23 protein-coding genes are annotated in these 22,477 nt (G+C 71.9%); 12 read left to right on the plus strand and 11 right to left on the minus strand.

Translation table 11 applies throughout. The features are described 5' to 3' along the window. Positions 1-15 precede the first annotated feature (15 nt). Genes iolB through rlmN form a run of 3 tightly spaced genes read left to right on the plus strand, consistent with a single transcriptional unit; the run spans position 16 to position 4,170 of the window. On the plus strand, positions 16-927 hold the full coding sequence (gene iolB / locus M3C17_RS02335; RefSeq protein WP_259976043.1) for a 5-deoxy-glucuronate isomerase: 912 nt from the start codon (positions 16-18) through the stop codon (positions 925-927). After that, positions 927-2,837, plus strand: coding sequence for a 3D-(3,5/4)-trihydroxycyclohexane-1,2-dione acylhydrolase (decyclizing) (iolD, locus tag M3C17_RS02340; RefSeq protein WP_259976044.1), 1,911 nt, complete (start codon positions 927-929; stop codon positions 2,835-2,837). The genes iolB and iolD overlap by 1 nt, the downstream gene beginning before the upstream one ends. Before the next feature lie 43 nt (positions 2,838-2,880). Further along, positions 2,881-4,170, plus strand: coding sequence for a 23S rRNA (adenine(2503)-C(2))-methyltransferase RlmN (gene rlmN, locus M3C17_RS02345; RefSeq protein ID WP_259976045.1), 1,290 nt, complete (start codon positions 2,881-2,883; stop codon positions 4,168-4,170). Here rlmN and M3C17_RS02350 read toward each other — a convergent pair. Next, the gene (locus tag M3C17_RS02350) at positions 4,119-4,742 is read right to left on the minus strand and encodes an NAD(P)H-dependent oxidoreductase (RefSeq protein ID WP_259976046.1); all 624 of its coding nucleotides are present in this window, start codon (positions 4,740-4,742) and stop codon (positions 4,119-4,121) included. The genes rlmN and M3C17_RS02350 overlap by 52 nt on opposite strands. A 64-nt stretch (positions 4,743-4,806) precedes the next feature. On the opposite strand from M3C17_RS02350, the gene M3C17_RS02355 reads away from it, so the two are divergent. Both M3C17_RS02355 and M3C17_RS02360 read left to right on the plus strand, forming a co-directional pair. Continuing rightward, entirely contained in the window at positions 4,807-5,376 is a 570-nt protein-coding gene (locus M3C17_RS02355; RefSeq protein WP_259976047.1) for a TetR/AcrR family transcriptional regulator, read from the plus strand. A gap of 64 nt (positions 5,377-5,440) precedes the next feature. Next, positions 5,441-6,970, plus strand: coding sequence for a DUF4407 domain-containing protein (locus M3C17_RS02360; RefSeq protein ID WP_259976048.1), 1,530 nt, complete (start codon positions 5,441-5,443; stop codon positions 6,968-6,970). 292 nt (positions 6,971-7,262) lie between these two features. On the opposite strand, the gene M3C17_RS02365 is transcribed toward M3C17_RS02360, so the two are convergent. Then, positions 7,263-7,694, minus strand: a complete 432-nt coding sequence (locus tag M3C17_RS02365) for a hypothetical protein (RefSeq protein ID WP_259976049.1) — start codon at positions 7,692-7,694, stop codon at positions 7,263-7,265. A 19-nt stretch (positions 7,695-7,713) separates the two neighbouring features. Between M3C17_RS02365 and M3C17_RS02370 the strand changes: the two genes are divergently transcribed. After that, entirely contained in the window at positions 7,714-9,246 is a 1,533-nt protein-coding gene (locus M3C17_RS02370) for a PLP-dependent aminotransferase family protein (protein WP_259976050.1), read from the plus strand. A 29-nt stretch (positions 9,247-9,275) separates the two neighbouring features. After that, positions 9,276-10,289 (plus strand): aldo/keto reductase family protein, encoded by a 1,014-nt coding sequence (locus M3C17_RS02375; RefSeq protein ID WP_259976051.1) that lies wholly within the window; start codon positions 9,276-9,278, stop codon positions 10,287-10,289. Positions 10,290-10,416: 127 nt separating this feature from the next. On the opposite strand, the gene M3C17_RS02380 is transcribed toward M3C17_RS02375, so the two are convergent. The 5 genes from M3C17_RS02380 to M3C17_RS02400 are packed head-to-tail and all read right to left on the minus strand — an operon-like array spanning position 10,417 to position 14,227. Next, entirely contained in the window at positions 10,417-10,932 is a 516-nt protein-coding gene (locus M3C17_RS02380; RefSeq protein ID WP_259976052.1) for a glycine cleavage system protein R, read from the minus strand. A gap of 20 nt (positions 10,933-10,952) precedes the next feature. After that, the gene (locus tag M3C17_RS02385) at positions 10,953-12,011 is read right to left on the minus strand and encodes a PLP-dependent cysteine synthase family protein (protein ID WP_259976053.1); all 1,059 of its coding nucleotides are present in this window, start codon (positions 12,009-12,011) and stop codon (positions 10,953-10,955) included. Positions 12,012-12,033: 22 nt separating this feature from the next. Beyond that, on the minus strand, positions 12,034-12,846 hold the full coding sequence (locus tag M3C17_RS02390; RefSeq protein WP_259976054.1) for a GntR family transcriptional regulator: 813 nt from the start codon (positions 12,844-12,846) through the stop codon (positions 12,034-12,036). Then, positions 12,846-13,250, minus strand: coding sequence for a D-ribose pyranase (gene rbsD / locus M3C17_RS02395; RefSeq protein WP_259976055.1), 405 nt, complete (start codon positions 13,248-13,250; stop codon positions 12,846-12,848). Before rbsD ends, M3C17_RS02390 begins: the two co-directional genes overlap by 1 nt. A gap of 14 nt (positions 13,251-13,264) precedes the next feature. Further along, entirely contained in the window at positions 13,265-14,227 is a 963-nt protein-coding gene (locus M3C17_RS02400) for a ribokinase (protein WP_259976056.1), read from the minus strand. 121 nt (positions 14,228-14,348) lie between these two features. Between M3C17_RS02400 and M3C17_RS02405 the strand changes: the two genes are divergently transcribed. After that, complete coding sequence (locus M3C17_RS02405) at positions 14,349-15,011, plus strand: transaldolase family protein (protein WP_259976057.1); 663 nt, start codon at positions 14,349-14,351, stop codon at positions 15,009-15,011. 98 nt (positions 15,012-15,109) lie between these two features. Here M3C17_RS02405 and M3C17_RS02410 read toward each other — a convergent pair whose 3' ends face one another. Beyond that, a complete protein-coding gene (locus M3C17_RS02410; RefSeq protein ID WP_259976058.1) occupies positions 15,110-15,787 on the minus strand; it encodes a FadR/GntR family transcriptional regulator in 678 nt (225 codons plus the stop codon). A gap of 47 nt (positions 15,788-15,834) precedes the next feature. Between M3C17_RS02410 and M3C17_RS02415 the strand changes: the two genes are divergently transcribed. Beyond that, positions 15,835-16,710 (plus strand): amidohydrolase, encoded by an 876-nt coding sequence (locus tag M3C17_RS02415; protein WP_259976059.1) that lies wholly within the window; start codon positions 15,835-15,837, stop codon positions 16,708-16,710. Between the two features lie 100 nt (positions 16,711-16,810). Here M3C17_RS02415 and M3C17_RS02420 read toward each other — a convergent pair whose 3' ends face one another. Then, positions 16,811-17,551 carry an SDR family NAD(P)-dependent oxidoreductase gene (locus tag M3C17_RS02420; RefSeq protein ID WP_259976110.1) on the minus strand — a complete coding sequence of 247 codons (741 nt, stop codon included), beginning with the start codon at positions 17,549-17,551 and terminating at the stop codon, positions 16,811-16,813. 8 nt (positions 17,552-17,559) lie between these two features. Further along, entirely contained in the window at positions 17,560-18,420 is an 861-nt protein-coding gene (locus M3C17_RS02425; RefSeq protein ID WP_259976060.1) for a fumarylacetoacetate hydrolase family protein, read from the minus strand. A gap of 123 nt (positions 18,421-18,543) precedes the next feature. On the opposite strand from M3C17_RS02425, the gene M3C17_RS02430 reads away from it, so the two are divergent. The 3 genes from M3C17_RS02430 to M3C17_RS02440 are packed head-to-tail and all read left to right on the plus strand — an operon-like array spanning position 18,544 to position 21,248. Then, positions 18,544-19,839 (plus strand): L-fuconate dehydratase, encoded by a 1,296-nt coding sequence (locus M3C17_RS02430; protein ID WP_259976061.1) that lies wholly within the window; start codon positions 18,544-18,546, stop codon positions 19,837-19,839. Continuing rightward, positions 19,826-20,797 carry an aldo/keto reductase gene (locus M3C17_RS02435; RefSeq protein ID WP_259976062.1) on the plus strand — a complete coding sequence of 324 codons (972 nt, stop codon included), beginning with the start codon at positions 19,826-19,828 and terminating at the stop codon, positions 20,795-20,797. Before M3C17_RS02430 ends, M3C17_RS02435 begins: the two co-directional genes overlap by 14 nt. A gap of 31 nt (positions 20,798-20,828) precedes the next feature. Further along, the gene (locus M3C17_RS02440; protein ID WP_259976063.1) at positions 20,829-21,248 is read left to right on the plus strand and encodes an RbsD/FucU family protein; all 420 of its coding nucleotides are present in this window, start codon (positions 20,829-20,831) and stop codon (positions 21,246-21,248) included. Between the two features lie 106 nt (positions 21,249-21,354). Here M3C17_RS02440 and M3C17_RS02445 read toward each other — a convergent pair whose 3' ends face one another. Continuing rightward, a complete protein-coding gene (locus tag M3C17_RS02445; protein ID WP_259976064.1) occupies positions 21,355-22,356 on the minus strand; it encodes a LacI family DNA-binding transcriptional regulator in 1,002 nt (333 codons plus the stop codon). Positions 22,357-22,477 lie beyond the last annotated feature (121 nt).

The raw sequence follows: 22,477 nt of genomic DNA on the forward strand, positions 1-22,477 counted from the left end.
CCGACAGGAGGCGCCATGTCCGCGGACGAGCAGTGGTTCCACCGCCGGGGTGCCCTCGGGCGCGACGGCTGGGAGAGCGTGGTCGACGAGCGCACACCCGGCTGGGAGCACACCGGGTTGCGCGTCGGCGTGCTCGGCGACGGGGAGGCGCTGGAGCTCGCGGAGACCGGGGTGGAGCGCATCGTCGTGCCCCTCGCGGGCTCCTTCACGGTGCAGCATACGGAGGGCGGCGAGGTCTCCGAGACCGTGCTCGCCGGACGCGCCTCGGTGTTCCACGGCCCCACGGACGTGCTGTACCTGTCGGCCGCGTCCACCGCGGTCTTGCGCGGCAGCGGGCGGGTCGCCGTGGCGTCCTCACCGACCGGGGCCGTGCATCCCACCCGACTCATCCGTGCGGAGGAGACCCCGGTCGAGCTGCGCGGCGCGGGACGGTCGAGCCGTCAGGTGCACAACTTCGGCACCCCGGACGCGCTCGACGCGGAGCGCCTCATCGTGTGCGAGGTCGTCACGCCCGCGGAGAACTGGTCGTCCTACCCGCCGCACAAGCACGACCAGCACGTGCCGGGACGGGAGTCGCGCCTGGAGGAGATCTACTACTTCGAGGCCGCGCCCACGCGGGCGGGCGGAGCGGCCGCGGCCGAGGGCGACGCGTTCGGCCTGTTCGCCACGTACTCCTCCGACGCGGGCGACATCGACATCTCCGCGATGGTGCGCACGGGCGACATCGCACTCGTGCCCTACGGCTTCCACGGCCCCGCCGTCGCCGCGCCGGGGTACGACCTGTACTACCTGAACGTGATGGCGGGCCCCGACCGCGAGCGGGCCTGGCTCATCACCGACGACCCCGCGCACGCCTGGGTGCGCGACAGCTGGACCGGGCAGGACATCGACCCCCGGCTTCCCTACCGAGCAGAAGGAGAGCGCTGATGCGGACGAGGCGGATGACGGTCGGACAGGCGCTGGTGGAGTTCCTGTCGCGCCAGTGGACGGTCGACGGCGCGCACCGCGAGCGCACGATCCCGGGCATGTTCGGCATCTTCGGGCACGGCAACGTGGCGGGGCTCGGGCAGGCGCTGCAGCAGTACAACGCGGAGCAGCCCGACCTCATGCCGTACCACCAGGCCCGCAACGAGCAGGCGATGGTGCATCAGGCCGTGGGCTTCGCCCGCATGCACCGCCGCCGCGCCACGTTCGCCAGCACGGCCTCGGTAGGCCCCGGCGCCACGAACATGCTGACCGGCGCCGCACTCGCCACGACCAACCGGCTGCCCGCGCTGCTGCTGCCGAGCGACACCTTCGCCACGCGCGTCGCCGACCCGGTGCTGCAGCAGCTGGAGAGGCCGCACGACATCGGGCTCACGGTCAATGACGCGTTCCGCCCGGTGTCGGTGTTCTTCGACCGGGTGCAGCGGCCGGAGCAGCTGTTCTCCGTGGCGCTCGCCGCGATGCGCGTGCTCACGGACCCCGCGGAGACGGGCGCCGTCACGATCGCGCTGCCCGAGGACGTGCAGGCCGAGGCGCTCGACGTGCCGGAGGAGTTCCTGCAGGAGCGGGAGTGGCACCTGCGTCGACCGCTGCCGGAGCGCGGGCCGCTCGCGCGCGCCGTCGAGGCCATCCGCGGCGCGGAGCGTCCGTTCCTGGTGGCGGGCGGCGGCGTGATCTACTCCGAGGCGGAGGCGGAGCTCCGGGCCTTCGTCGAGGCCACCGGCATCCCCGTGGGCACCACGCAGGCGGGCGGCGGCGCGCTGCCCTGGGACCACCCGCAGTACCTGGGCGGCGTGGGCGCCACCGGGTCGACGGCGGCCAACCGCCTGGCCGCGGAGGCCGACGTGATCGTCGGCGTGGGGACCAGGTACAGCGACTTCACGACCGCCTCGCGCACGGCGTTCCAGCACCCGGATGCCGTTTTCGTCAACGTGAACGTCGCCCCGTTCGACGCGTACAAGCACGGCACGCAGCTGCCCCTGATCGCGGACGCGCGCGAGGCGCTCGAGGCGCTGACGGCAGCGCTCGGCGGCACGCGTGTGCGCACCGAGCTGGCCGCCGAGATCACGCGGCAGAAGCAGGAGTGGGACGCGACGGTCGACGAGGCGCTCGCCCCCACCGGCCGCGAGCTTCCCGGTCAGCCCGAGATCATTGGCGCGGTGCGGGCCGAAGTGGCGGAACGGGATGTGATCGTGCAGGCCGCGGGCTCGCTGCCCGGCGATCTGCACAAGCTGTGGCGCGTCAGCGACCCGCTCGGGTACCACGTGGAGTACGCCTTCTCCACCATGGGCTACGAGATCGCGGGCGGCCTCGGTGTCAAGCGCGGGCTGGAGGCCGCGGGTGATGACCGCGACGTGGTGGTGATGGTGGGCGACGGCTCGTACCTGATGCTGAGCTCCGAGCTCGCGACCGCGGTGGCGGAGGGCATCAAGATCATCGTGGTGTTGATCCAGAACCAGGGCTTCGCGTCCATCGGCCACCTGTCCGAGACGGTCGGCTCTGAGCGCTTCGGCACGAAGTACCGCCGCTACGACGCCGAGACGCGCAGCTTCCAGCACGGGGACGTGCTGCCGGTGGACCTCGCGATGAACGCCCGCAGCTACGGCGTCGACGTGATCGAGGTGGCGCCGGGGCCCGCCGTCGTGGAGGAGCTGCGGGCGGCTGTCCGCGCCGCGAAGGCCGCCGCGCACACGACCCTCATCCACGTGGAGAGCGACCCGACCGCGTACGCCCCGGACGGCGAGGGCTGGTGGGACGTGCCGGTGGCCGAGGTCGCGACCACCGCCTCCGCCCGCGAGGCCCGCGCCGCCTATGAGCAGCAGCGCACGGTACAGCGCCCGCTCCTCGGCTGACCGCCCCAGGCGCCTCCCACCGGGGCCCCGGTACCCTGGAGGGATGACCGAGAACCCCCGCACGCGTGAGACGCGGCCCCAGGCAGCGCCCGCGTCGTCCCGCTCGGGGGCGATCCGCGAGACCCGCGCCCCGCAGGTCCGCCCGAAGACCGAGGGCTGGACGCAGCAGAAGGATGCCGAGGGTCGCCCGCTACTGCAGTTCGCGAGCCCGAAGCGCGGCAAGCCGCCCGTGCACCTCGCCGACCTCACTCCGGCCGAGCGGATCGAGAAGGTGAAGGAGCTGGGCCTTCCCGGGTTCCGCGCCAAGCAGCTCGCCACGCACTACTTCCGCCACTACACGTCGGACCCGGCGGAGATGACCGACCTCCCGGCGGGCATCCGCGACGACCTGGTCGCGGGCATGCTCCCGCCGCTGATGACCGAGGTGCGCCGCCTGGAGACCGACCGCGGCGACACGATCAAGTTCCTGTGGCGGCTGCACGACGGCGCGCTCGTCGAGTCGGTGCTCATGCGGTACCCCGGCCGCATCACCCTGTGCGTGTCGAGTCAGGCCGGCTGCGGCATGAACTGCCCGTTCTGCGCGACGGGTCAGGCGGGTCTCACGCGCAACATGTCGACCGCGGAGATCATCGAGCAGATCGTGCGCGCGAACCGCGCCATCGCGAACGGCGAGCTGGGCGGCAAGAAGCGCGACGACCACAGCATGGAGCGCGTGTCGAACATCGTCTTCATGGGGATGGGCGAGCCGCTCGCGAACTACAAGCGGGTCATGGATGCGGTGCGCACCATGGTCGCCCCGCAGCCCGACGGGCTCGGCATGAGCGCGCGCGGCATCACGGTGTCCACGGTCGGCCTCGTGCCCGCCATCAGGAAGCTGGCCGACGAGAACATCCCGGTGACGTTCGCGCTGTCGCTGCACGCGCCGGACGACCACCTGCGCGACGAGCTGATCCCGGTGAACTCCCGCTGGAAGGTCGACGAGGCGCTCGACGCGGCCTACGACTACTACGCCAAGACGGGTCGCCGCGTGTCGATCGAGTACGCGCTCATCAAGGACATGAACGACCACGCCTGGCGCGCCGACCTGCTGGCCGAGAAGCTGAATCAGCGCGGGCGCGGATGGGTGCACGTCAACCCGATCCCGCTGAACCCGACGCCCGGGTCGATCTGGACCTCGTCCGAGAAGGACGTGACGGATGAGTTCGTGCGCCGCCTGAACGACGCCGGCATCCCGACGACCCTTCGCGACACCCGCGGCAAGGAGATCGACGGGGCCTGCGGTCAGCTGGTCGCCACGACGGAGGACGAGGCCGCCGCCGCAGCGATGGCCTGAGGCGTCCGCTCGCGGCGGGCGTCAGCCGCGCCGAGGCGCTCTGCGCGGTCGAGCCACCGTGCGATGGTGCTCGCGTCGGCGCCTTTCACGCCGAGCATCCGGGTGCGTCGCACGGTGCGCACTCCGCACAGACGCAGCGTGTTCCTGGCGACCTGGGTCTGCGCTGGCAGCCCCGTGAAGGGCGCCGCGTACCAGGGGGTGTCGGCGAGCAGCAGCAATCGACCCTGCCGGGCGGGGAGCAGTCCTTGCGGAAGCCCCAGCGCGGTGTAGCGGTACTCCTGCTGCGGGAGGAGCGCGCGGTCGAAGAATCCCTTGAGCACCGCGGGGACCGAGCCCCACCAAAGCGGCGTCGCGACGGCGATGCTCGTCGCCTCGTGCAACGCGCGCTTGGCGTCGACGAGGGCGGGCTCCAGCGTCATCCGCTCCCGGTAGCCGAAGCGGAGGTGCGGGTCGAAGTCGAGGTCGCGCAGGGCCAGCACGCGCGCGTCGCCGTGCCCCTCCGCGTAGTGCCGGGCGATCGCGGCGGTCAGGGACTGCGGATCGGGGTGGCCATCGATCACGAGAGCGGTCATGCGGGTTCCTATCTGGACACTGTCAACTAGCTGGACAGTGTCAAGATAGGAGAGAATGTTGCGCATGTCAAGTTCGAAGACGGCCTATCACCACGGCGACCTGGCCCGCGCGCTGGAGGACGCCGCCATGCAGCTCCTGGAGCGCATGCCCGCCGGGGAGATCAGCCTGCGCGAGGTCGCACGGGCCGCGAACGTCAGCCACAACGCGCCGTATCACCACTTCGCCGACCGGCGCGGGCTGCTCAAGGCCATCGCCGAGCGCAGCATGGCCGACCTGCTCGCCCGCGTGCGGGAAGCCGTCGCCGGGGCGCGCACCCCGCGGACCGCGCTCGTTGCCGGCGGGTCGGCCTATGTGCGCTTCGCGGTGGAGCACCCGCACGCCTTCGACGCGGTGTACGACCCCACCGTGTGCGTCCCCGGGGCGCCGACGCCGACCATGGCCCCCCTGATCGAGGGTCTGGAGAGGGTGCTCGCCGAGGCCGCGGCCGCGGCGGGGCTCGACCGTCCGGCCGACGTCACCGCGCTGTGGGGTCTCGTCCACGGCCTCGGCACGCTCGCCGCCGCCGGGCACTTCACGCTCGACGACGCCCTGGCGGCCTACCGTGCCGCCGTGGAACGGCTGCTCGGCACCTGATCCTGGGAGCGGCTCGGAGGAGTCTTCCATGGGACGCACAGACGGCATTTCGTAGATTGTCGGGATGCCCTATTCCGCCCATCGCCCGGGTCGCTTCGACTCGCAGGGTCGGATCATCCTCGACGGCGACCCGAATGCCGAGACGGATGACCTCGACTTCCTGCGCGATTTCGAGCCGACGGGACCCGAGAACGATCCCTTCGTCGACGCGTCCGATCGGTCAGCGACCGCCCCGCTGACCGACGCCGCGGATCGCCCCGCGCCCGCGACCGAGGTGCCGGAGCCTTCCGCGCCCGTGACCGAGGCCGTCGAGGACGACGCCGCTGCGCAGAAGCCCGAGCGCGTGCGCCGACCCCGCCGCCCGCGCCGCCGTCGCACCGCGGCAGAGCGCCTGCGCGCCCTGGCGATCCTCGGCGGCGCCGAAGGCGAGATCCTCGACCGGGTTCCCGGCGAGACGCCGCGCTTCGTGCAGATGTTCTTCGTGCTCGCCGGCACCGCGCTGGTGTCCGCGATCTCCATGCTGTTCGCGCTGACCACCGGGGTGCAGGCCGCGATCTGGCTCGCCGTGCCGCTCGCGGTCGTGTGGGCGCTCATCATCTTCAACCTCGACCGGTTCCTCACCTCGACCATGACGTCGACGAGGAACGTGTGGAAGCTGATCGGCCTGGCGATCCCGCGCGTGATCATGGCGGCCATCATCGGCTTCGTCGTGGCGGAGCCGCTCGTGCTGCAGATCTTCCACAACGACATCTCCCGCGAGGTCGCGGCGACCAACATCGTGCAGGCGCAGTCCGATCAGGAGGCGCTGGAGTCCGGACCGGAGCGGAAGGCGCTCGACGCCGCGTCCGACCGGGTCGCTGCACTCGAGAATCAGGCGGCGACCGGCATCGTCGCGGGCACCGAGTCCTCCTCGGCCACCGAGTCGGCCGCGCAGGCCACGGTGGACGACCTCACCGCGAAGATGACCGCACAGCAGGCCGTGATCGACCAGGCGCGCGTGCTGTACCAGTGCGAACTGACGGGTGAGGGCGCCGGCACGGTCCCCGGCTGCACGGGCGTGAACGGCGAGGGCGCGAGCTCGCAGGCAGCCCAGGCACAGCTCAACGAGGCGCAGCAGACCTACGACGCGCTGGCCGCACAGCTGCGGACGGCGAACGAGGAGCTCGCGGCCGCGGGCTCCGCCGCGAAGGAGAACACGTCCGCCTCCGAGTCGCAGAACCGCGAACAGGCGAAGGACGAGCTGCCCGCTGCGCGCGACACCTACGACCAGGCGCTCGCCGCCTACAACGCCAGGGCCGACGCGGTGGCGCAGGGCAACGCGGGAGCGGTGGGCCTGCTCAGCCAGATCAGCGGACTCAACCGTCTGAGCGAGAAGGAGCCCGCGATCCTGTGGGCGCACATCCTGATCGCCGCGCTGTTCTTCATGATCGAGCTGCTTCCGGTGCTGGTGAAGGTGCTGACGAGCTACGGCGACCCGAGTCTCTACGAGAAGGCGCTCGCGATCCGCAAGCAGGTCGCCCTCGACAGGGTGACCGCGGAGGGCTTCCGCGACCGCGCCGAGATCGTGACGACGCCGGGGGCGCAAGCCACCTGAGTCCCGGGCGCCGCAGGACCCGGGGCGCAGGCGGACCACGTCGGACGCAGGCGGACTGAGTGGGGATCAGGCGGATCGGGTCGGGCGCAAGCGGACCCGAGTTGGGGCTCCGGCAGATCGGGGACGGCTCCGGCGCGCCGCCCCTTTGCGTTCAGGCGGATCGGGTCGGACGCAGGCGGCCCGGGTCGGACGCAAGCGGACCGGGGCTAGTTCCGGGGGCCGCTTCTCGGCGTTCAGGCGGCCGAGTATGGGATCAGGCAGGCTGAGCGCGGGCGCGGGTCGCGCTCGGCACTCAGGCGGACTGAGGTACGCGCGCTGCTGCGCGGTCCGGGGGGCGTGCGCGGTCGGAGCGCTCGCCCGGTCCGAGCGCGAGGGTGAGGAGGCCCGCCTCGACGCCGCGCGCTCGCGTCGCCGTGTGCGGGGTGGCGGCGGCTGCGGGGCGCGTCGCCGGTGAGGCGGTGCGGAGCAGGTCGGCGAGCGTCCGGGGCCGGAGCTCCGGGTCGGCGGCGACGGCGAGGGCGAGAGAGCGGATGAGGGCGACGACGGAGGGCGTCCTCGTCCAGTCGACGGCGGTGACGGCGGCCTCGACCTGGCGCAGCGCGGGCGCGAGCGCGGGATCGCCGACAGCGCTGTCGTCAGTGAGGTGATCCAGCAGCTGCTCGATGGTCCAATTCGTGTCGATTGGTCCGAGATCGAGCAGTTCGGTGGTGATCGCGGTGTCCATTGGTCCAGAATCGGATCTCATGAGCACGCAGCACAGGGCCAATGCCCTGCCAGTGGACCAGGGATCGGCCACGGTGGACTCGACCCGCGTGCCTGCCGCCCCTCCCGTCGCCACGGCGGAGCCTCTGGTGCAGGCGGGGGAGGCGTCGGCCGCCGGTCTCGCTGCCCGGCTCGGTCGGTGGACGCACGGCGACGGCACCCTCGCCCTCCGGCTCTCGCGGGCGCTGGCCGCCCTGATCGCGGGCGGTGAGCTGCGCGCGGGGGACCGGCTGCCCGCGGAGCGCGCCCTCGCCACCGTGGTCTCGGTGTCGCGCGGCACGGTGGTCTCGGCCTACGCCGCGCTCGCCGAACAGGGGCTCGTCGAGCGTCGACAGGGCAGCGGCACGCGGGTGTCCGGCGCCGCGTCGGGGGCTCCGGTCGCGCGTCCCGGCCGCGGCGAGGCGCTGTTCTCGGCCGTGCCCAACACGATCGATCTGCTGCGCACCGTGCCGCAGATCCCCGAGCTGGGTGTGCAGCTGATCCGCGACCATCAGCCGCGCCTCGACCTGGCACTGCTGCCGGAGACCGACCCGGCGGGGCTCCCCGCGCTCCGCGAGCTGATCGCCGACATGTACCGGGCGGAGGGCACGCCCACCACTCCGGAGCAGATCCTGGTGACGCATGGCGCCCAGCAGGCGATCAGCCTCGTGGTGAACGCGCTGGTCGGACCCGGAGACATCGTGCTCGCCGAGGAGATCACGTGGCCGGGGGTGACGGACAGCGTGGGGCTGCGCGGCGGGACCGTGCACGGGGTGCCGATGGGCGCGGACGGGCTGGACGTGGTCGCGCTGGAGCAGGCGATGGCGCGGCTCCGACCCGTGCTCGTCGCACTGAATCCGCACCATCAGAATCCCACCGGGACGCGTCTGCCCGCCGCGGCGCGGCACCGCGTGGCCGAGCTCGCCGCGCAGTACGGAGTGCCCGTGATCGAGGACAGGGTGGTGGCGGGCATCTCCTTCGACGGCGTGGTGCCGCCGACGCTCGCCGCCGAGCGGGTCGATGCCCCGATGATGGTCGTGGAGTCCGTGTCGAAGTGGGCCTGGGCCGGGCTGCGGATCGGGTGGCTGCGCGCCGACCCCGTGCTGGTGCGGCGGCTGCGCGGAGCCCGGCAGCTCGCCGACCAGTCCACGAGCGTGCCGGGGCAGCTGCTCGCGCTCGACCTCATCGCCCACGCCGATGAGCTGCGGCTGGCCAACAGCCGCGTCCACCAGGAGCGGCTGCGGCTGCTGGAGCAGCTGATGGCGGAGCACCTTCCGGACTGGACGTATGACGCGCCGCGCGGCGGGCTGTCGCTGTGGGCAGCGCTGCCCCGCGGCTCCGCCACCGCGCTGGCCAGGGTGGCGGCCGCGCACGGAGTGTCGATCGCAGGCACGGCTGCGTTCGCCGCCTCGGCCGCTCCGGACGACCACGTGCGCCTTCCCTTCACCGCGCCCGACGACGTGCTCGCGGAGGGCGTCCGTCGCCTGGGTGCCGCCTGGCGCGAATACCGGGAATCCCTCGACCGTCCGGCCTGAGCGTCCGCCGCCGGGACTAGCGTTGATCCATGGTCAACTATCGCTATCTCGGCAACAGCGGTCTCAAGGTCTCGGAGATCACCTACGGCAACTGGGTCACGCACGCTTCGCAGGTGGAAGACGACGCGGCCGTGAAGACCGTGCATGCCGCTCTCGACGCCGGCATCACCACGTTCGACACCGCAGACACCTACGCCAACACGGCCGCCGAGGTCGTGCTCGGCAGGGCGCTGGAGGGGCAGCGGCGCGAGGGGCTGGAGATCTTCACGAAGGTCTACTTCCCGACCGGCCCGAAGGGCCCGAACGACACCGGCTTGAGCCGCAAGCACATCATGGAGTCGATCAACGGCTCGCTGAAGCGACTCGGCACCGACTACGTGGATCTGTATCAGGCGCACCGCTTCGACTACGAGACCCCGCTGGAGGAGACGTTCCAGGCCTTCGCCGACGTCGTCCGTCAGGGCAAGGCGCTCTACATCGGCGTCTCGGAGTGGACGGCGGAGCAGCTCCGCGACGGTCACGCCCTGGCGAAGCAGCTCGGCATCCAGCTCATCTCGAACCAGCCGCAGTACTCGATGCTGTGGCGGGTCATCGAGGGCAAGGTCGTGCCCGCGTCGGAGGAGCTCGGGATCTCCCAGATCGTCTGGTCGCCCATGGCGCAGGGCGTGCTGAGCGGCAAGTACCTGCCGGGGCAGCCGGTGCCGGAGGGGTCGCGCGCGACCGACCAGAACTCGGGCGCCGGGTTCATCAAGAGCTTCCTGCAGGACGACATCCTCACCGCGGTGCAGCGTCTGAAGCCGATCGCCGAGCAGGCGGGGCTGTCGATGCCGCAGCTCGCGATCGCGTGGGTGCTGCAGAACCCGAACGTCGCGGCGGCCCTCGTGGGCGCCTCCCGTCCGGAGCAGCTCGCCGACACCGTCAAGGCCTCGGGCGTGACGCTCGACGCCGACACGCTCTCCGCGATCGACGAGGCCCTGGGCGACACGGTCAACCGGGACCCGGAGCACACCTACTCCGTCTCCCCGAAGAGCCGCCTGGTCTGACCCGGCCGAAGCGAAGACCCCCTCGCGCCGGTGACGGTGGAGGGGGTCTTCGCAGGTGGCGGACGTTTCGGCAGCCAGCAGCTCGCGCGATCGCTGACCCCCGTCGACTCCGCACGGGACGCCGGCGTCAGCCGAGGGTGATGTCGACCTGGATCTCCGTGGCGAGGCGCTCCAGGTCGGCGCGCAGCGCGTCGAGGTCGACGGTCGCCGGGACCTTCGCGATCACCGATGCCTCGAACAGCCGCCCGCCCGCCATCGCCGCATCGCGGGTCTCGGTCGCGAGCTCCTCGATGCTCAGAGCGTGCGCGTTCAGCACGGCCGACACCTCCCGGATGATGCCGGGGCGGTCGTTGCCCAGCACCTGCATCACCAGCAGCTGCTCCTCGGCCTCCGCCTGCTGCGGCGTCCCGGTCAGCACCGACAGGGTCAGCAGTCCCTGGCCCTGGATCGCGCGCAGCGCGGTCTCCAGCTCGCCCGCCCGCTCGGTGGGGATCGACACCTCGATCACGCCCGCGAAGGTTCCGGCGAGCTCGGCCAGGGAGCTGTTCTCCCAGTTGCCGCCGTGGGCGTCGACGACATCGGCGACCGCGGCGACGAGTCCCGGCCGGTCGGCACCCGCGACAGTGAGGATGAGTGTGGTCATGGCCTCAGCGTAGCCCGGGGTCAGACCGCCCAGACCCCCGACTCCAGGAAGTGCTCCAGGCGGGCGCGGTGCGGGGCGAGGTCCCACCCCTGCTGTGCGACCCAGTCGTCGGAGTAGTACGTGTTGGCGTAGCGCACACCGCTGTCGCAGATCAGCGTCACGACGCTGCCGGTCTCGCCCGCGGCCCGCATCCGGGCGATGAGCTGGAAGGCGCCGTACAGGTTCGTGCCCGTGGAGCCGCCGGCCCAGTGCAGGGTGCGCTCGCGGAGCAGGCGGATCGCGGCGATGGAGCCCGCGTCCGGCACCTGGATCATCTCGTCGATCACGGTCGGCACGAACGAGGCCTCCACGCGGGGGCGCCCGATGCCCTCGATGCGGCTCGGGCGACCGGCGGGCGGGTCGACCGTGCCGGCCCATCCGTCGTAGAAGGCCGAGCCCTCGGGGTCGACCACCGCGATCCGGGTCTCATGCCGGCGGTAGGTCACGTACCGGCCGAAGGTCGCGCTCGTGCCGCCGGTGCCCGCGCCGGTGACGATCCACCTCGGGATGGGGTGCCGCTCCTGGGCGAGCTGGCTGAACACGCTCTCGGCGATGTTGTTGTTGCCGCGCCAGTCGGTCGCCCGCTCGGCGAACGTGAACTGGTCGAGGTAGTGGCCCTGGCACCCGGCCGCGAGCCGCTGCGCCTCGGGTGACATGTCCTCCGCCCGATCCACGAAGTGGCAGGTGCCGCCGTAGAACTCGATCAGGTCGATCTTCTCCTGCACGGTAGACCGCGGCACGACGGTGATGAAGGTGAGGCCGAGCATGCGGGCGAAGTACGCCTCGGATACGGCGGTCGAGCCGCTCGACGACTCCACGAGCGTCGTGCCCTCGCGGATGCGGCCGTTCACCAGGCCGTACAGGATGAGCGAGCGCGCCAGACGGTGCTTCAACGACCCGGTGGGGTGCACCGACTCGTCCTTCAGGTACAGGTCGATGCCCCACTCGGCCGGCAGCGGGAACAGGTGCAGGTGCGTGTCGGCGCTGCGGTTCGCGTCGGCTTCCAGCAGGGCGATCGCGGTGCTGGTCCAGTCGCTCATGCCTTCGAGCGTAGCGGGGTGCTCAGCCGACGGTGCCGGCGGGGGAGGCGCCGCCCGATCCGTCGAGATGCAGCAGCGAGGCCTGTGACTGCTCCTGCTGCAGCTGGAACTCGAAGCGGGAGCGGTCGCCGCGGTGATACGCGATGAAGTACTCGATGGGCACGCCGTCCTCGCTGCGGCTGACACTGCGCAGGCGGAGCAGGGCCGACCCGGCGCTGATGCCGAGGTGCTGCGCCTGGTCGTGCGTGGCCACGGTCGCCTCCGCGGAGCGCACGCCGTGCGTCGCGACGATGCCGTGCTCTGCGAGCAGCCGGTACAGCGACGCCTCGGTGAGGTCGGCACCGAGGGTCACGCCGCCGACCGCCTCCGGCATCCACGTGGTCGACAGGGACCACGGCTCGCCGTCCACGTGGCGCAGCCGCTCCAGCGCGACGACGGGCGAGCCGACCGGCACCTCCAGCGCCAGCGCGACCTCCTCATCCGCCACGGTCTGCTCGTGCCGCAGCACGTCGCTGTGCACGTGCCCGCCACGGCGCTCCACGTCGTCGTACAGGCCGACGAGCGTGTGCACGAGACTCTCGCTCGTGCGGGGGCGGGAGACGAAGGTGCCCTTGCCCTTCACGCGCTCGACGAGGCCCTCGTGCTCGAGCTGCGCGAGGGCCTGCCGCACGACCGTGCGGGAGATGCCGTAGCGCTCGCACAGGCGGTGCTCGCCGGGCAGGGGGTCGCCCGGCTGCAGTCCGTCCCTGGCGATGCCGTCGATGATCAGCTGGCGCAGCTGGTCGTACATGGGGGCAGCGGAGTGGCGGTCGATCGCATCCTCGACGGTGGTCATCAGTACGCCACCCCCGCGTGCAGGATCACGTTGGCGTAGGGCGTGTACTCGCCGGAGCGCACGAAGGCCCGGGCCGCATGCGTGCGCTCCTTGAACGCGACATGCGGCACCATCACGATCTCGAAGCCCATGCCGGCGAACCGCTCGCGCAGCGCCTCCAGCATCTCGGGGCTCTGCTCGGCGATCTCGGCGGAGACCGTCGCCCCCTCCACCACGAGCTCGGCGAGCACGGTGTCGAGCACGTCGAGGAACGCCGGGGCGCCGGGCCGGTAGGCGAGGTCGATGCGCTCGGCGCCGGGCGGGATCGGCAGGCCGGCGTCGGTCACGACGAGCATGTCGGTGTGCCCGGTCTCGCTGATGACCCGCGACAGGGCGGGGTTGATCGTGGTCGACGTCTTGCGCATCGGTGCTCCTGGGTTCAGTTCGGGACGGCGGCGGTGGTGCGCTCCGCGAGGAAGGCCTCGACGTCGGCGCGGTGGGGGAGGCTCGGAGACGCCCCCTGCTTCGTGACGGTGAGGGCTCCGGCGGCCGTCGCCAGGCGCACCGCGTCCGTCAGCGTCGCTCCGCTCGCGAGCGCGGCGCCGAGGTAGCCCGCGTAGGCGTCGCCGGCGGCGGTGGTGTCCACGGCCTCGACGGGGAAGGGCGGGACGACCGTGGCGCCCTCCGGCGTCACCACGCACGAGCCCTGACCCGCGAGCGTGATGACCGCGGCCCCGACGCCCTGCTCCAGGAACCAGCGCCCTGCGCGCTCCGCGGAAGCGGCATCCGTCACCTCGATGCCGCTGATGAGCGAGGCCTCCGTCTCGTTGGGCGTGACGATGTCGATGCTGCGCCAGATCGCAGGCTCCAGCTCGGCGGCGGGGGCCGGGTCGAGGATCACGGTCATCCCGTGTGCGCGGCCCTGCCCGGTGATGTGGGCCGTGAGTGCGGACGGCGTCTCCAGCTGCGTGAGCAGCACCGACGTGGTGGGCGCGAGCGCCGCCAGGGCCTCGTCGATCTGTTCGGTGCTCAGCGCCGCGTTGGCGAGCGGCACCATGACGATGTCGTTCTGGGCCGAGGCGTCGACCCGGATGTGCGCGATCCCGGTCGGGCCCGGTACGGTGCGCAGGTGGGCGAGGTCGACGCCCGCCGCGGTGAGCCCGTCGACCACGAGGTCGTGGAACAGGTCGTCTCCGACGCAGCCCACGAAGCTCGTACGTGCGCCGGAGCGCCCGGCGGCGACCGCCTGGTTCGCGCCCTTGCCGCCGAGCATCAGGGTGAACTGATCGCCGAGGATGGTCTCTCCGCGCGCGGGCAGCCGCCCGGAGAAGGTCGTGACGTCGGCCGTGACACTGCCGACGATGACGACGCCGGAGCGGTCGCCGGGGTGTGCGGGGGTCATCTCGCTCCTGATCCTCCTCGACAGCGCGGGGCGCTCCCGTGTCTTTGACAAGGATCGGGAGCTGTCATTACATTAGCCGAGTCCCCACCTGTAACGACAGGTTGTCCGCGAGGAGACCCCGATGACCCCGATCGCGCCCCGCCTGTACGTCGACAGCGCCGACACCGACCGCGTCTCCCGACTGCTCGCCGCGGGCGTCGTGCACGGCGTGACCACGAACCCGACGATCCTCGAGCGTGGGGGACGCACGGCGGCCGAGATCCCCGACCTGTACGCGCGGTGGACCGATGAGGGCGCGCGCGAGGTGTTCTTCCAGACCTGGGGCGGCGACACCGCGTCCTTCCTGCGCAACGCCGAGGGGATCCGCGCTCTCGGAGACCGGGTGGCCGTGAAGGTCCCCGCCACCGCCGCCGGCTTCGCCGCGGCCTCGGCCCTCGTCCGCGACGGGGCGACCGTGCTCGTCACCGCCGTGTACTCCGTGGGACAGGCGCTCGCATGCGCAGCCATCGGCGCGCAGTACATCGCCCCGTACCTCGGGCGCATGCGCGACGCGGGGATGGACGGCGACGCCGTGATCGCCCGGATGCAGGAGATGTGCGCGGGCAGCGGATCGAACGTGCTCGCCGCCTCCCTCCGCTCCGCCGACGACATCACGGGGCTGCGCGCCGCCGGCATCCCCTTCTTCACCGCCGCGCCGGACGTGATCGAGCAGCTGCTGTTCCACGAGGTCAGCGACAGCTCCGCGACCGACTTCGACGCCGCGATGGGGCGCCTGGGCGCCTGACCGCTCGTCCGCAACTCCTCGAGAATCGCGCGGGGGCGCGCCCACGCGCCGATATCGGGCGGTTGTGCGAGCGATTCTGAGGAGTTGTGTGCGGCTGCTCAGGCCGACGCGGCCTGCCGGAGCCAGCGCTCGACGCCGGCGATGTGAGCCGTGGCGAGCGAGGTCGCCAGGGCGGAGTCGCGCTGGGCGATGGCATCGGCGATGGCACGGTGCTCCGACAGCGTGCGCTCGACCGCGCCGCCCTCCGTGAGCCCGCGCCACACGCGCGCCCGCACGGTCTGGCTGCTCAGGTGCTCGATCAGGCTCGCGAGGTAGGCGTTGCCCGCCATTCCCACGATCTCCCGGTGGAAGCGGATGTCGTGCTCCACCAGCTCCTCGATCCCGACCGAGGCATCGATGCCGTCCACTTCCTCCTGCACGGCAGCGATCGCCTCGTCCGAGCCCAGCGTCGCCGCGAGTCCCGTGGCCTGAGACTCGAGCATGCGCCGCACCGCGAACATCTCCAGCATGGAGTCGTCGTCGTGCATGTCCACCACGAAAGCGATGGCCTCCAGCAGCAGATGCGGCTCCAGGCTCGTGACGTAGGTGCCGTCGCCGCGGCGCACGTCGAGCACGCGGATCACCTCGAGCGCCTTGACGGCCTCGCGCATCGAGTTGCGGGACAGGCCGAGCCGCTCGGACAGCTCCTTCTCCGGGGGCAGGCGATCCCCGGGGGCGAGCTCGCCCGACACGATCATCGCCTTGATCTTCTCGATCGCCTCGTCAGTGACAGCCATGGCGTCATCCTCGCACAGTGATCGGATGTCTGCGGCAAGATGGGGGCATGCGCACCCTCGACTCGCACCTGCACCTGTGGGATCCGGACGCCCTGACGTACGCGTGGCTGGACGGCCCCCTCGCGGGGCGGTTCGCGGACCCGGAGCTGGACGCCGTACGGGTGGACAGCGCCACGGAGGAGCGTGCGGTCTTCGTGCAGGCCGAGACCACCGAGGACGACTTCCTGGCCGAGGTGCAGTGGGTCGCCGCGCGGGCCTCGCACCTCGGCGTGGTCGGCATCGTCGCGGGGGCCCGGCTCGACCGCGGCACCGACACCACCGTGCACCTGGAGAGTCTTTCGGCGGAACCGCTCGTGGTCGGCGTGCGACACCTGCTGCAGGACGAGGCCGACGCGGTGGCGCTGTCCTCGGCCTTCATCACGGGCGCGCGTGAGGTCGCCGCACGGGGCTGGAGCTTCGACGCGTGCGTCCGGGCGGAGCAGCTTCCCGACGTGGCGCGGCTCTCCGGCGCGATCCCCGAGCTGCGGATCGTGCTCGATCACCTCGGCAAGCCGGCCGTGGGGACGGCGGGTTCGCCGCTCGCGCCGACCGTGGAGTGGGAGCGGGACCTCGCCGAGCTCGCCCGCCATCCCCAGGTGCACTGCAAGGTGTCGGGCCTGCCTGCGGAGGCCGGGGGCGACTGGAGCCTCGCCCAGCTGGAGCCGTTCCTCGATGTCGCGGCCGATCTCTTCGGGCCCGAGCGGCTGATGTGGGGGACGGACTGGCCGGTGTCCGCCGTCGGGCCTGCCGCCTCCGGCGCCGCGACATATCAGCCGGACGCCCGCCGTCGCTGGGCGGAGGCGGTCGCGGAGTGGGCGCAGTCCCGCGGCATCGATCAGCAGGCCCTCTTCCACGACACCGCTGCCGTGTTCTACCGCCTCTGACCGCGGCACCCTCGCGGCCCGCGCGCCCTCGCTCCCGGGGCTGTACACGCGGAAAGGCCCGGCCCCGCGAGGGAACCGGGCCTTCACGAAGGCGGCCGCGTCATTCCGGACGGAGCCGCAGCTGCGCCATGCCGCCGTCCACCTCGATGAAGGTGCCCGTGGTCGAGCCCGCCGCGGGGCTCACCAGGTAGGCCACGGCCGCGGCGACCTCGTCCGGGCTCACGAGCCGTCCGTGCGGCTGCCGTGCTTCGAGGGCGGCGCGCTCGGCCTCCGGGTCCGCCGCGGAGTCGAGCAGTCGGCCGACCCAGGGGGTGTCGGCGGTGCCGGGGTTGACCGCATTGACGCGGATCCCCTCGCGCAGGTGGTCGGCGGCCATCGCGCGGGTGAGGGCCGACACGGCGCCCTTGGACGCGGAGTACAGCGCGCGCTGGGGGAGTCCGGTGCTCGAGGCGATGGAAGCCGTGTTGCACACCGCGGCGGCGGGGGACTTCCGCAGCCACGGGAGGGCGGCGGCGGTCACGCGCGCGATGCCCGTCACGTTGATGGACAGCACCCGTGCCCACTCATCGTCGTCGTTCGCCGTGATGTCGCCCTGCGCGCCGACGCCGGCGTTGTTGACCACGACGTCGATGCGACCGAAGCGCTCCGCGACGGCGGCCACGGCGGCCTCCACGCTGGCGCGGTCGGACACGTCGGCCGTGAAGGCGGCGAAGCGCTCGTCGGCGTTCGCGGTGTCGCGGTCGAGCACGGCGATCGTCGCGCCGTCCTCGTGCAGCCGTCGCGCGATCGCGGCGCCGATGCCGGACGCCCCTCCCGTGACGATCGCGACCAGTCCTTCCATCGTTGCGCTCACTTCTGCTCCTCCCAGGCGATGAAGTCCTGGCGCTGGCGCCCGAGACCGTCGATCTCGATCTCGACCACGTCGCCCGCGGCCAGGTAGGGGTACTTGCCGGACAGGGCCACGCCCTGCGGGGTGCCGGTGAGGATCAGGTCGCCCGGCTCGAGGGTGACGTACTGCGACAGGTGGTGCACGATCTGCTCCACCGAGAAGATCATGTCGCTGGTGTTCGAGTCCTGTCGAGGCTCGCCGTTGACGAAGCTCCGCAGGCCGAGCGCCTGATGGTCGACCTCGTCGGGGGTGACCAGCCACGGGCCGGTGGGGTTGAAGCCGAACGCGATCTTGCCCTTCGACCACTGCCCGCCGGAGACCGCCAGCTGGAAGTCGCGCTCCGAGACGTCGTTCGCCGCGACGAAGCCGGCCACGTGCGCCATCGACTCCTCGGGCGAGTCCAGATAGGCGGTGCGGGTGCCGATCACGATGCCGAGCTCGACCTCCCAGTCGGTCTTCTCGCTGCCGCGCGGGATGGTCACGGCGTCGTTCGGACCGACGACGGTGTTCGGCGTTTTCAGGAAGATGATCGGGATGGTCGGCGGCTCGGACCCGGACTCGGCCGCGTGGGCGGCGTAGTTCATGCCGATGCAGATCACGGCGCTGGGTCGGGCGATGGGCGCGCCGATGCGCAGGTCGGCGGCGCCGGGCAGCTCGGGCAGCTCGCCGGCGTCGCGGGCGGCGGCCACGCGGGCGCGGAAGTCACCGGCGAGGAACTCACCGTTGACATCGGATGTCAGTGGGCGGAGGTCGAGGTAGCGGTCACCCTCAATGAGGACGGGGATCTCCGCCCCGGGGGTGCCGAGCCGCGCGAACTTCATGATTCTCCTGATCGTTCGGGAAGCCGCTCTGCGGCGGCCGGTCTCGTTGACAGTATAGACATCGGATGTTTACACTCCAAGGGATCCGCACGGAAGACAGAGCCGTGCATGGAGAGGAATCCCGTGAGCCGTATCGTCGCCCTCGACACCACCGACATCCGCTTCCCCACGTCGCTGAGCCTCGACGGGTCGGATGCCATGAACCCCGACCCCGACTACTCCGCCGCGTACGTGATTGTCCGCACGGACGCCGGCGACGGCATCGAGGGCCACGCGTTCGTGTTCACGATCGGTCGGGGCAACGACGTGCAGGTCGCGGCGATCGATGCGCTCGCCGGGCACCTGGTCGGCCGTGAGATCGAGCCCCTGCTCGACGACATGGGCGGCACCTTCCGCGAGATCATCGGCGACTCGCAGCTGCGCTGGCTCGGTCCCGAGAAGGGCGTCATGCACATGGCCATCGGCGCCGTGATCAACGCCCTGTGGGACATCAAGGCCAAGCGCGCCGGGCTGCCGCTGTGGCAGCTGCTCGCCCGGATGACCCCGGAGGAGCTGGTCGACCTGGTCGACTTCCGCTACCTGACCAACGCGCTCACCCGGGACGAGGCGCTGCAGATCCTGCGCGCCGCCGAGCCGGGCCGCGCCGAGCGCGAGCAGCAGCTGCTGGCCACGGGCTACCCCGGCTACACCACCAGCCCCGGCTGGCTCGGGTACTCCGACGAGAAGCTGGAGCGGCTCGCCCGCGAGGCCATGGCCGACGGCTTCACGCAGATCAAGCTCAAGGTCGGCGCCGACCTGCAGGACGACATCCGCCGCTTCCGCAAGGCCCGCGAGGTGTGCGGGCCCGACTTCCCCATCGCGATCGACGCGAACCAGCGCTGGGAGGTGTCGGAGGCGATCGACTGGGTGAACGCGCTCGCCGAGTTCCGCCCCGCCTGGATCGAGGAGCCCACGAGCCCGGATGACATCCTCGGTCACGCCGAGATCGCGCGCGGCGTCGCTCCGATCCGCGTCGCCACCGGCGAGCACGCGCAGAACCGGATGATCTTCAAGCAGCTGCTGCAGGCCGAGGCCATCTCCGTCATGCAGATCGACGCGGTGCGCGTCGCCGGCGTCAACGAGAACATCGCCAACCTCCTGCTCGCGGCGAAGTTCGATGTGCCCGTGTGCCCGCACGCGGGCGGCGTCGGGCTGTGCGAGGCCGTGCAGCACCTCTCGATGTTCGACTTCATCGCCGTCTCCGGCACCCGCGAGGGGCGGCTGATCGAGTTCGTCGACCACCTGCACGAGCACTTCGTTGTGCCGACCGACATCCAGGGCGGTGCGTACATGGCTCCGACCGCGCCGGGCACGGGCATGGAGATGAAGGCGGACAGCATCGCGGAGTACACCTGGAAGGGTGCGCATGTCCACGCCTGACCGCCTCGCCGTCCCGACCCTCGGCTACGGCGCCGCGAACGTCGGCAACCTCTTCCGCGAGCTGTCCGACGACGACGCCTGGGCCGTGCTCGACGCGGCGTGGGAGAGCGGCATCCGCTTCTACGACACGGCGCCCCATTACGGGCTCGGCCTGTCGGAGCGGCGGCTCGGCGCGTTCCTGCAGACCAAGCCGCGCGACGAGTACGTCCTGTCCACCAAGGTCGGCCGGCTGCTGCGCGCGAACCCTGACCACGCGCCCGGCGGCCTCGACACCGCGAACGACTTCCACGTGCCGGACGACCTGCGGCGCGTGTGGGACTTGTCGGCCGAGGGCATCCGTGCGAGCCTCGACGAATCGCGCGAGCGGCTCGGCATCGAGCGCATCGACCTGCTCTACCTGCACGACCCGGAGCGGCACGACCTCGACCTCGCGCTCGCGGAGGCCCTGCCCGCCCTGGAGCAGCTGCGCGCGGACGGCGAGGTCGCCGCGATCGGCATCGGCTCGATGGTGTCGGAGGCCCTCGCGGCCTCGGTGCGCTCCGCCGACCTGGACCTGGTGATGGTCGCCGGGCGGTACACACTGCTGGAGCAGCCCGCCGCCGTCGACGTGCTGCCCGCGTGCCGGGAGAACGGGACGGGGATCGTCGCGGCCTCGGTGTTCAACTCCGGACTGCTGGCGGCGGATGAGCCGCGTCGCGACGGACGCTACGAGTACGGGCAGCTCCCCGACGAGCTGTGGGACCGCCTTGTCCGCATCGCCCGGGTGTGCGCTGACCATGGGGTGCCGTTGCCGGCGGCTGCGATCCAGTTCCCGCTGCAGTCCGACGTGGTGCGCTCGGTCGTCGTGGGCGGCAGTCGCCCCGCGCAGCTGCAGCAGAACGCCGAGTACGCTGCCCTGGAGATCCCCGCGGCGCTGTGGGAGGACCTGGCCGCCGAGGGCCTCATCCCCGCGGCCTGACGCTCGCGACACCCGACCGAGAGGAGCCGTCGTGCTCGAAGGAATCAACCCGCTGCTGACGGGCGAGCTGCTGCTGCATCTTGACCGGATGGGCCACTCGGACGCGGTGGTCGTCGCCGACGCGCACTTCCCCGCGTGGGCCCTCGGTGCCCGCGTGGTCGACCTGCCCGGCACGACGACCCCGGAGGTGGTGGCAGCCATCCGCAGCGTGCTTCCCCTCGACGACGCCCCCGGCATCGACCTGATGACCTCCGCCGACGGCGCCGTGCTCGACGTGCAGCGGGAGCTCATGGCGGCCGCCGGCACCGAGCTCGACACGACTCGCTTCGTGGAGCGCTTCGCGTACTACGACGTCGCAACGGGGGCGTACCTGATGGTGCGCACGGGCGAGACCCGCAAGTACGGCAACGCCCTGCTCCGCAAGGGCGTCGTCGGTCACCTCTCCGCGTGATCGGCGGTTCATAACTCAGGAGATCTGCGCGGATCTCATCCGCGGCCGGGTCCCCCACCGCCGCACGCGCCGATTCTCCTGAGTTGTGAACCGGTCCGAACGGGGATCAGCGGCCCCGCGTGGACTCGCGCACCACGAGCTCGGCGGGGAACGGGGTCGTCGCGGGCGGACGGGCCGTGGGGTCGGCGAGCTGCTGCAGCAGGGCGGTCCCCGCGGCGCGGCCGATCTCGTAGCCGGGCTGTCGCACGCTCGTGAGCGGCACCACGCTCTGGTGGGCCTCGGCCACGTCGTCGAAGCCGATCAGCGCGATCTCCTCCGGCACCCGGATGCCGTGTCGCAGCAGCGGGGTCAGCACCCCGAGCGCGACCATGTCGTTCGCGGCGAACACGGCGTCGGGGCGCTCGTGGGGCGGGAGCGCGGCGATGCGTGCGCCCGCGCGGAGGCCGTCCTCGGTCGTGAGGTGGTCCACGTCCGTGACCGACACCGTGGCGTCGGTGCCCGCGACGGCCTCACGCAGCCCGGCCAGCCGGTTGTTCGATTCGGTCACCGCGGGAGTGCCGAGGAACAGCAGGCGACGGCGACCGAGCGACAGCAGGTGTTCGCCCGCCAGCCGGCCTCCGCCGTGGTCGTCGAACGTGACCGAGGCGACGGTGGGGGATTCGCGGATCGGGCCGATCACGACGGAGCGGATGCCGCGGTCGGCGAGCTGCTCCAGCCGCGGCACCACGTCGCCGAGCGGATAGATGACGATGCCCTGCACGCGGTGCGCCTCGAACATGTCGATGTTGTGGCGCTCGCGGTCGCGGTCGCGATCGCTGTTGCTGAAGAAGAGCGACCATCCGCGCTCGCGCGCCACGTCGTCGACGCCGCGGGACAGGTCGTGGAAGTACGGCAGCCATGCGTCGAGCAGGATGAGCGCGAGCGCCTTGCTCGATCCCGCACGCAGCTGCCGCGCCGACTCGTTCGGGACGAAGCCGAGCTGTTCGATCGCGGCGCGCACCTTCTCGCGGCTGGCGGCGCCGAGCACGTGCGGGTGGTTCAGGTAGTTCGAGACGGTGGACGAGGAGACGCCGGCGAGTGCGGCCACGTCTTTCACGCTGGCGGGCATCGGTCTCCTTCGTCGGCGGGCGACGGCGTGGGTCGCAGCGTCGCGGGACCAGGCTAGCCGAGGACTTGGAACGTGCCAAGAAAGTTCTTGACTCGCCCCGCGGGCCGACGTAGCGTGGCAC

Origin of the sequence: Microbacterium sp. p3-SID336 (assembly GCF_025143365.1) — a bacterium.
Lineage (GTDB): Bacteria > Actinomycetota > Actinomycetes > Actinomycetales > Microbacteriaceae > Microbacterium.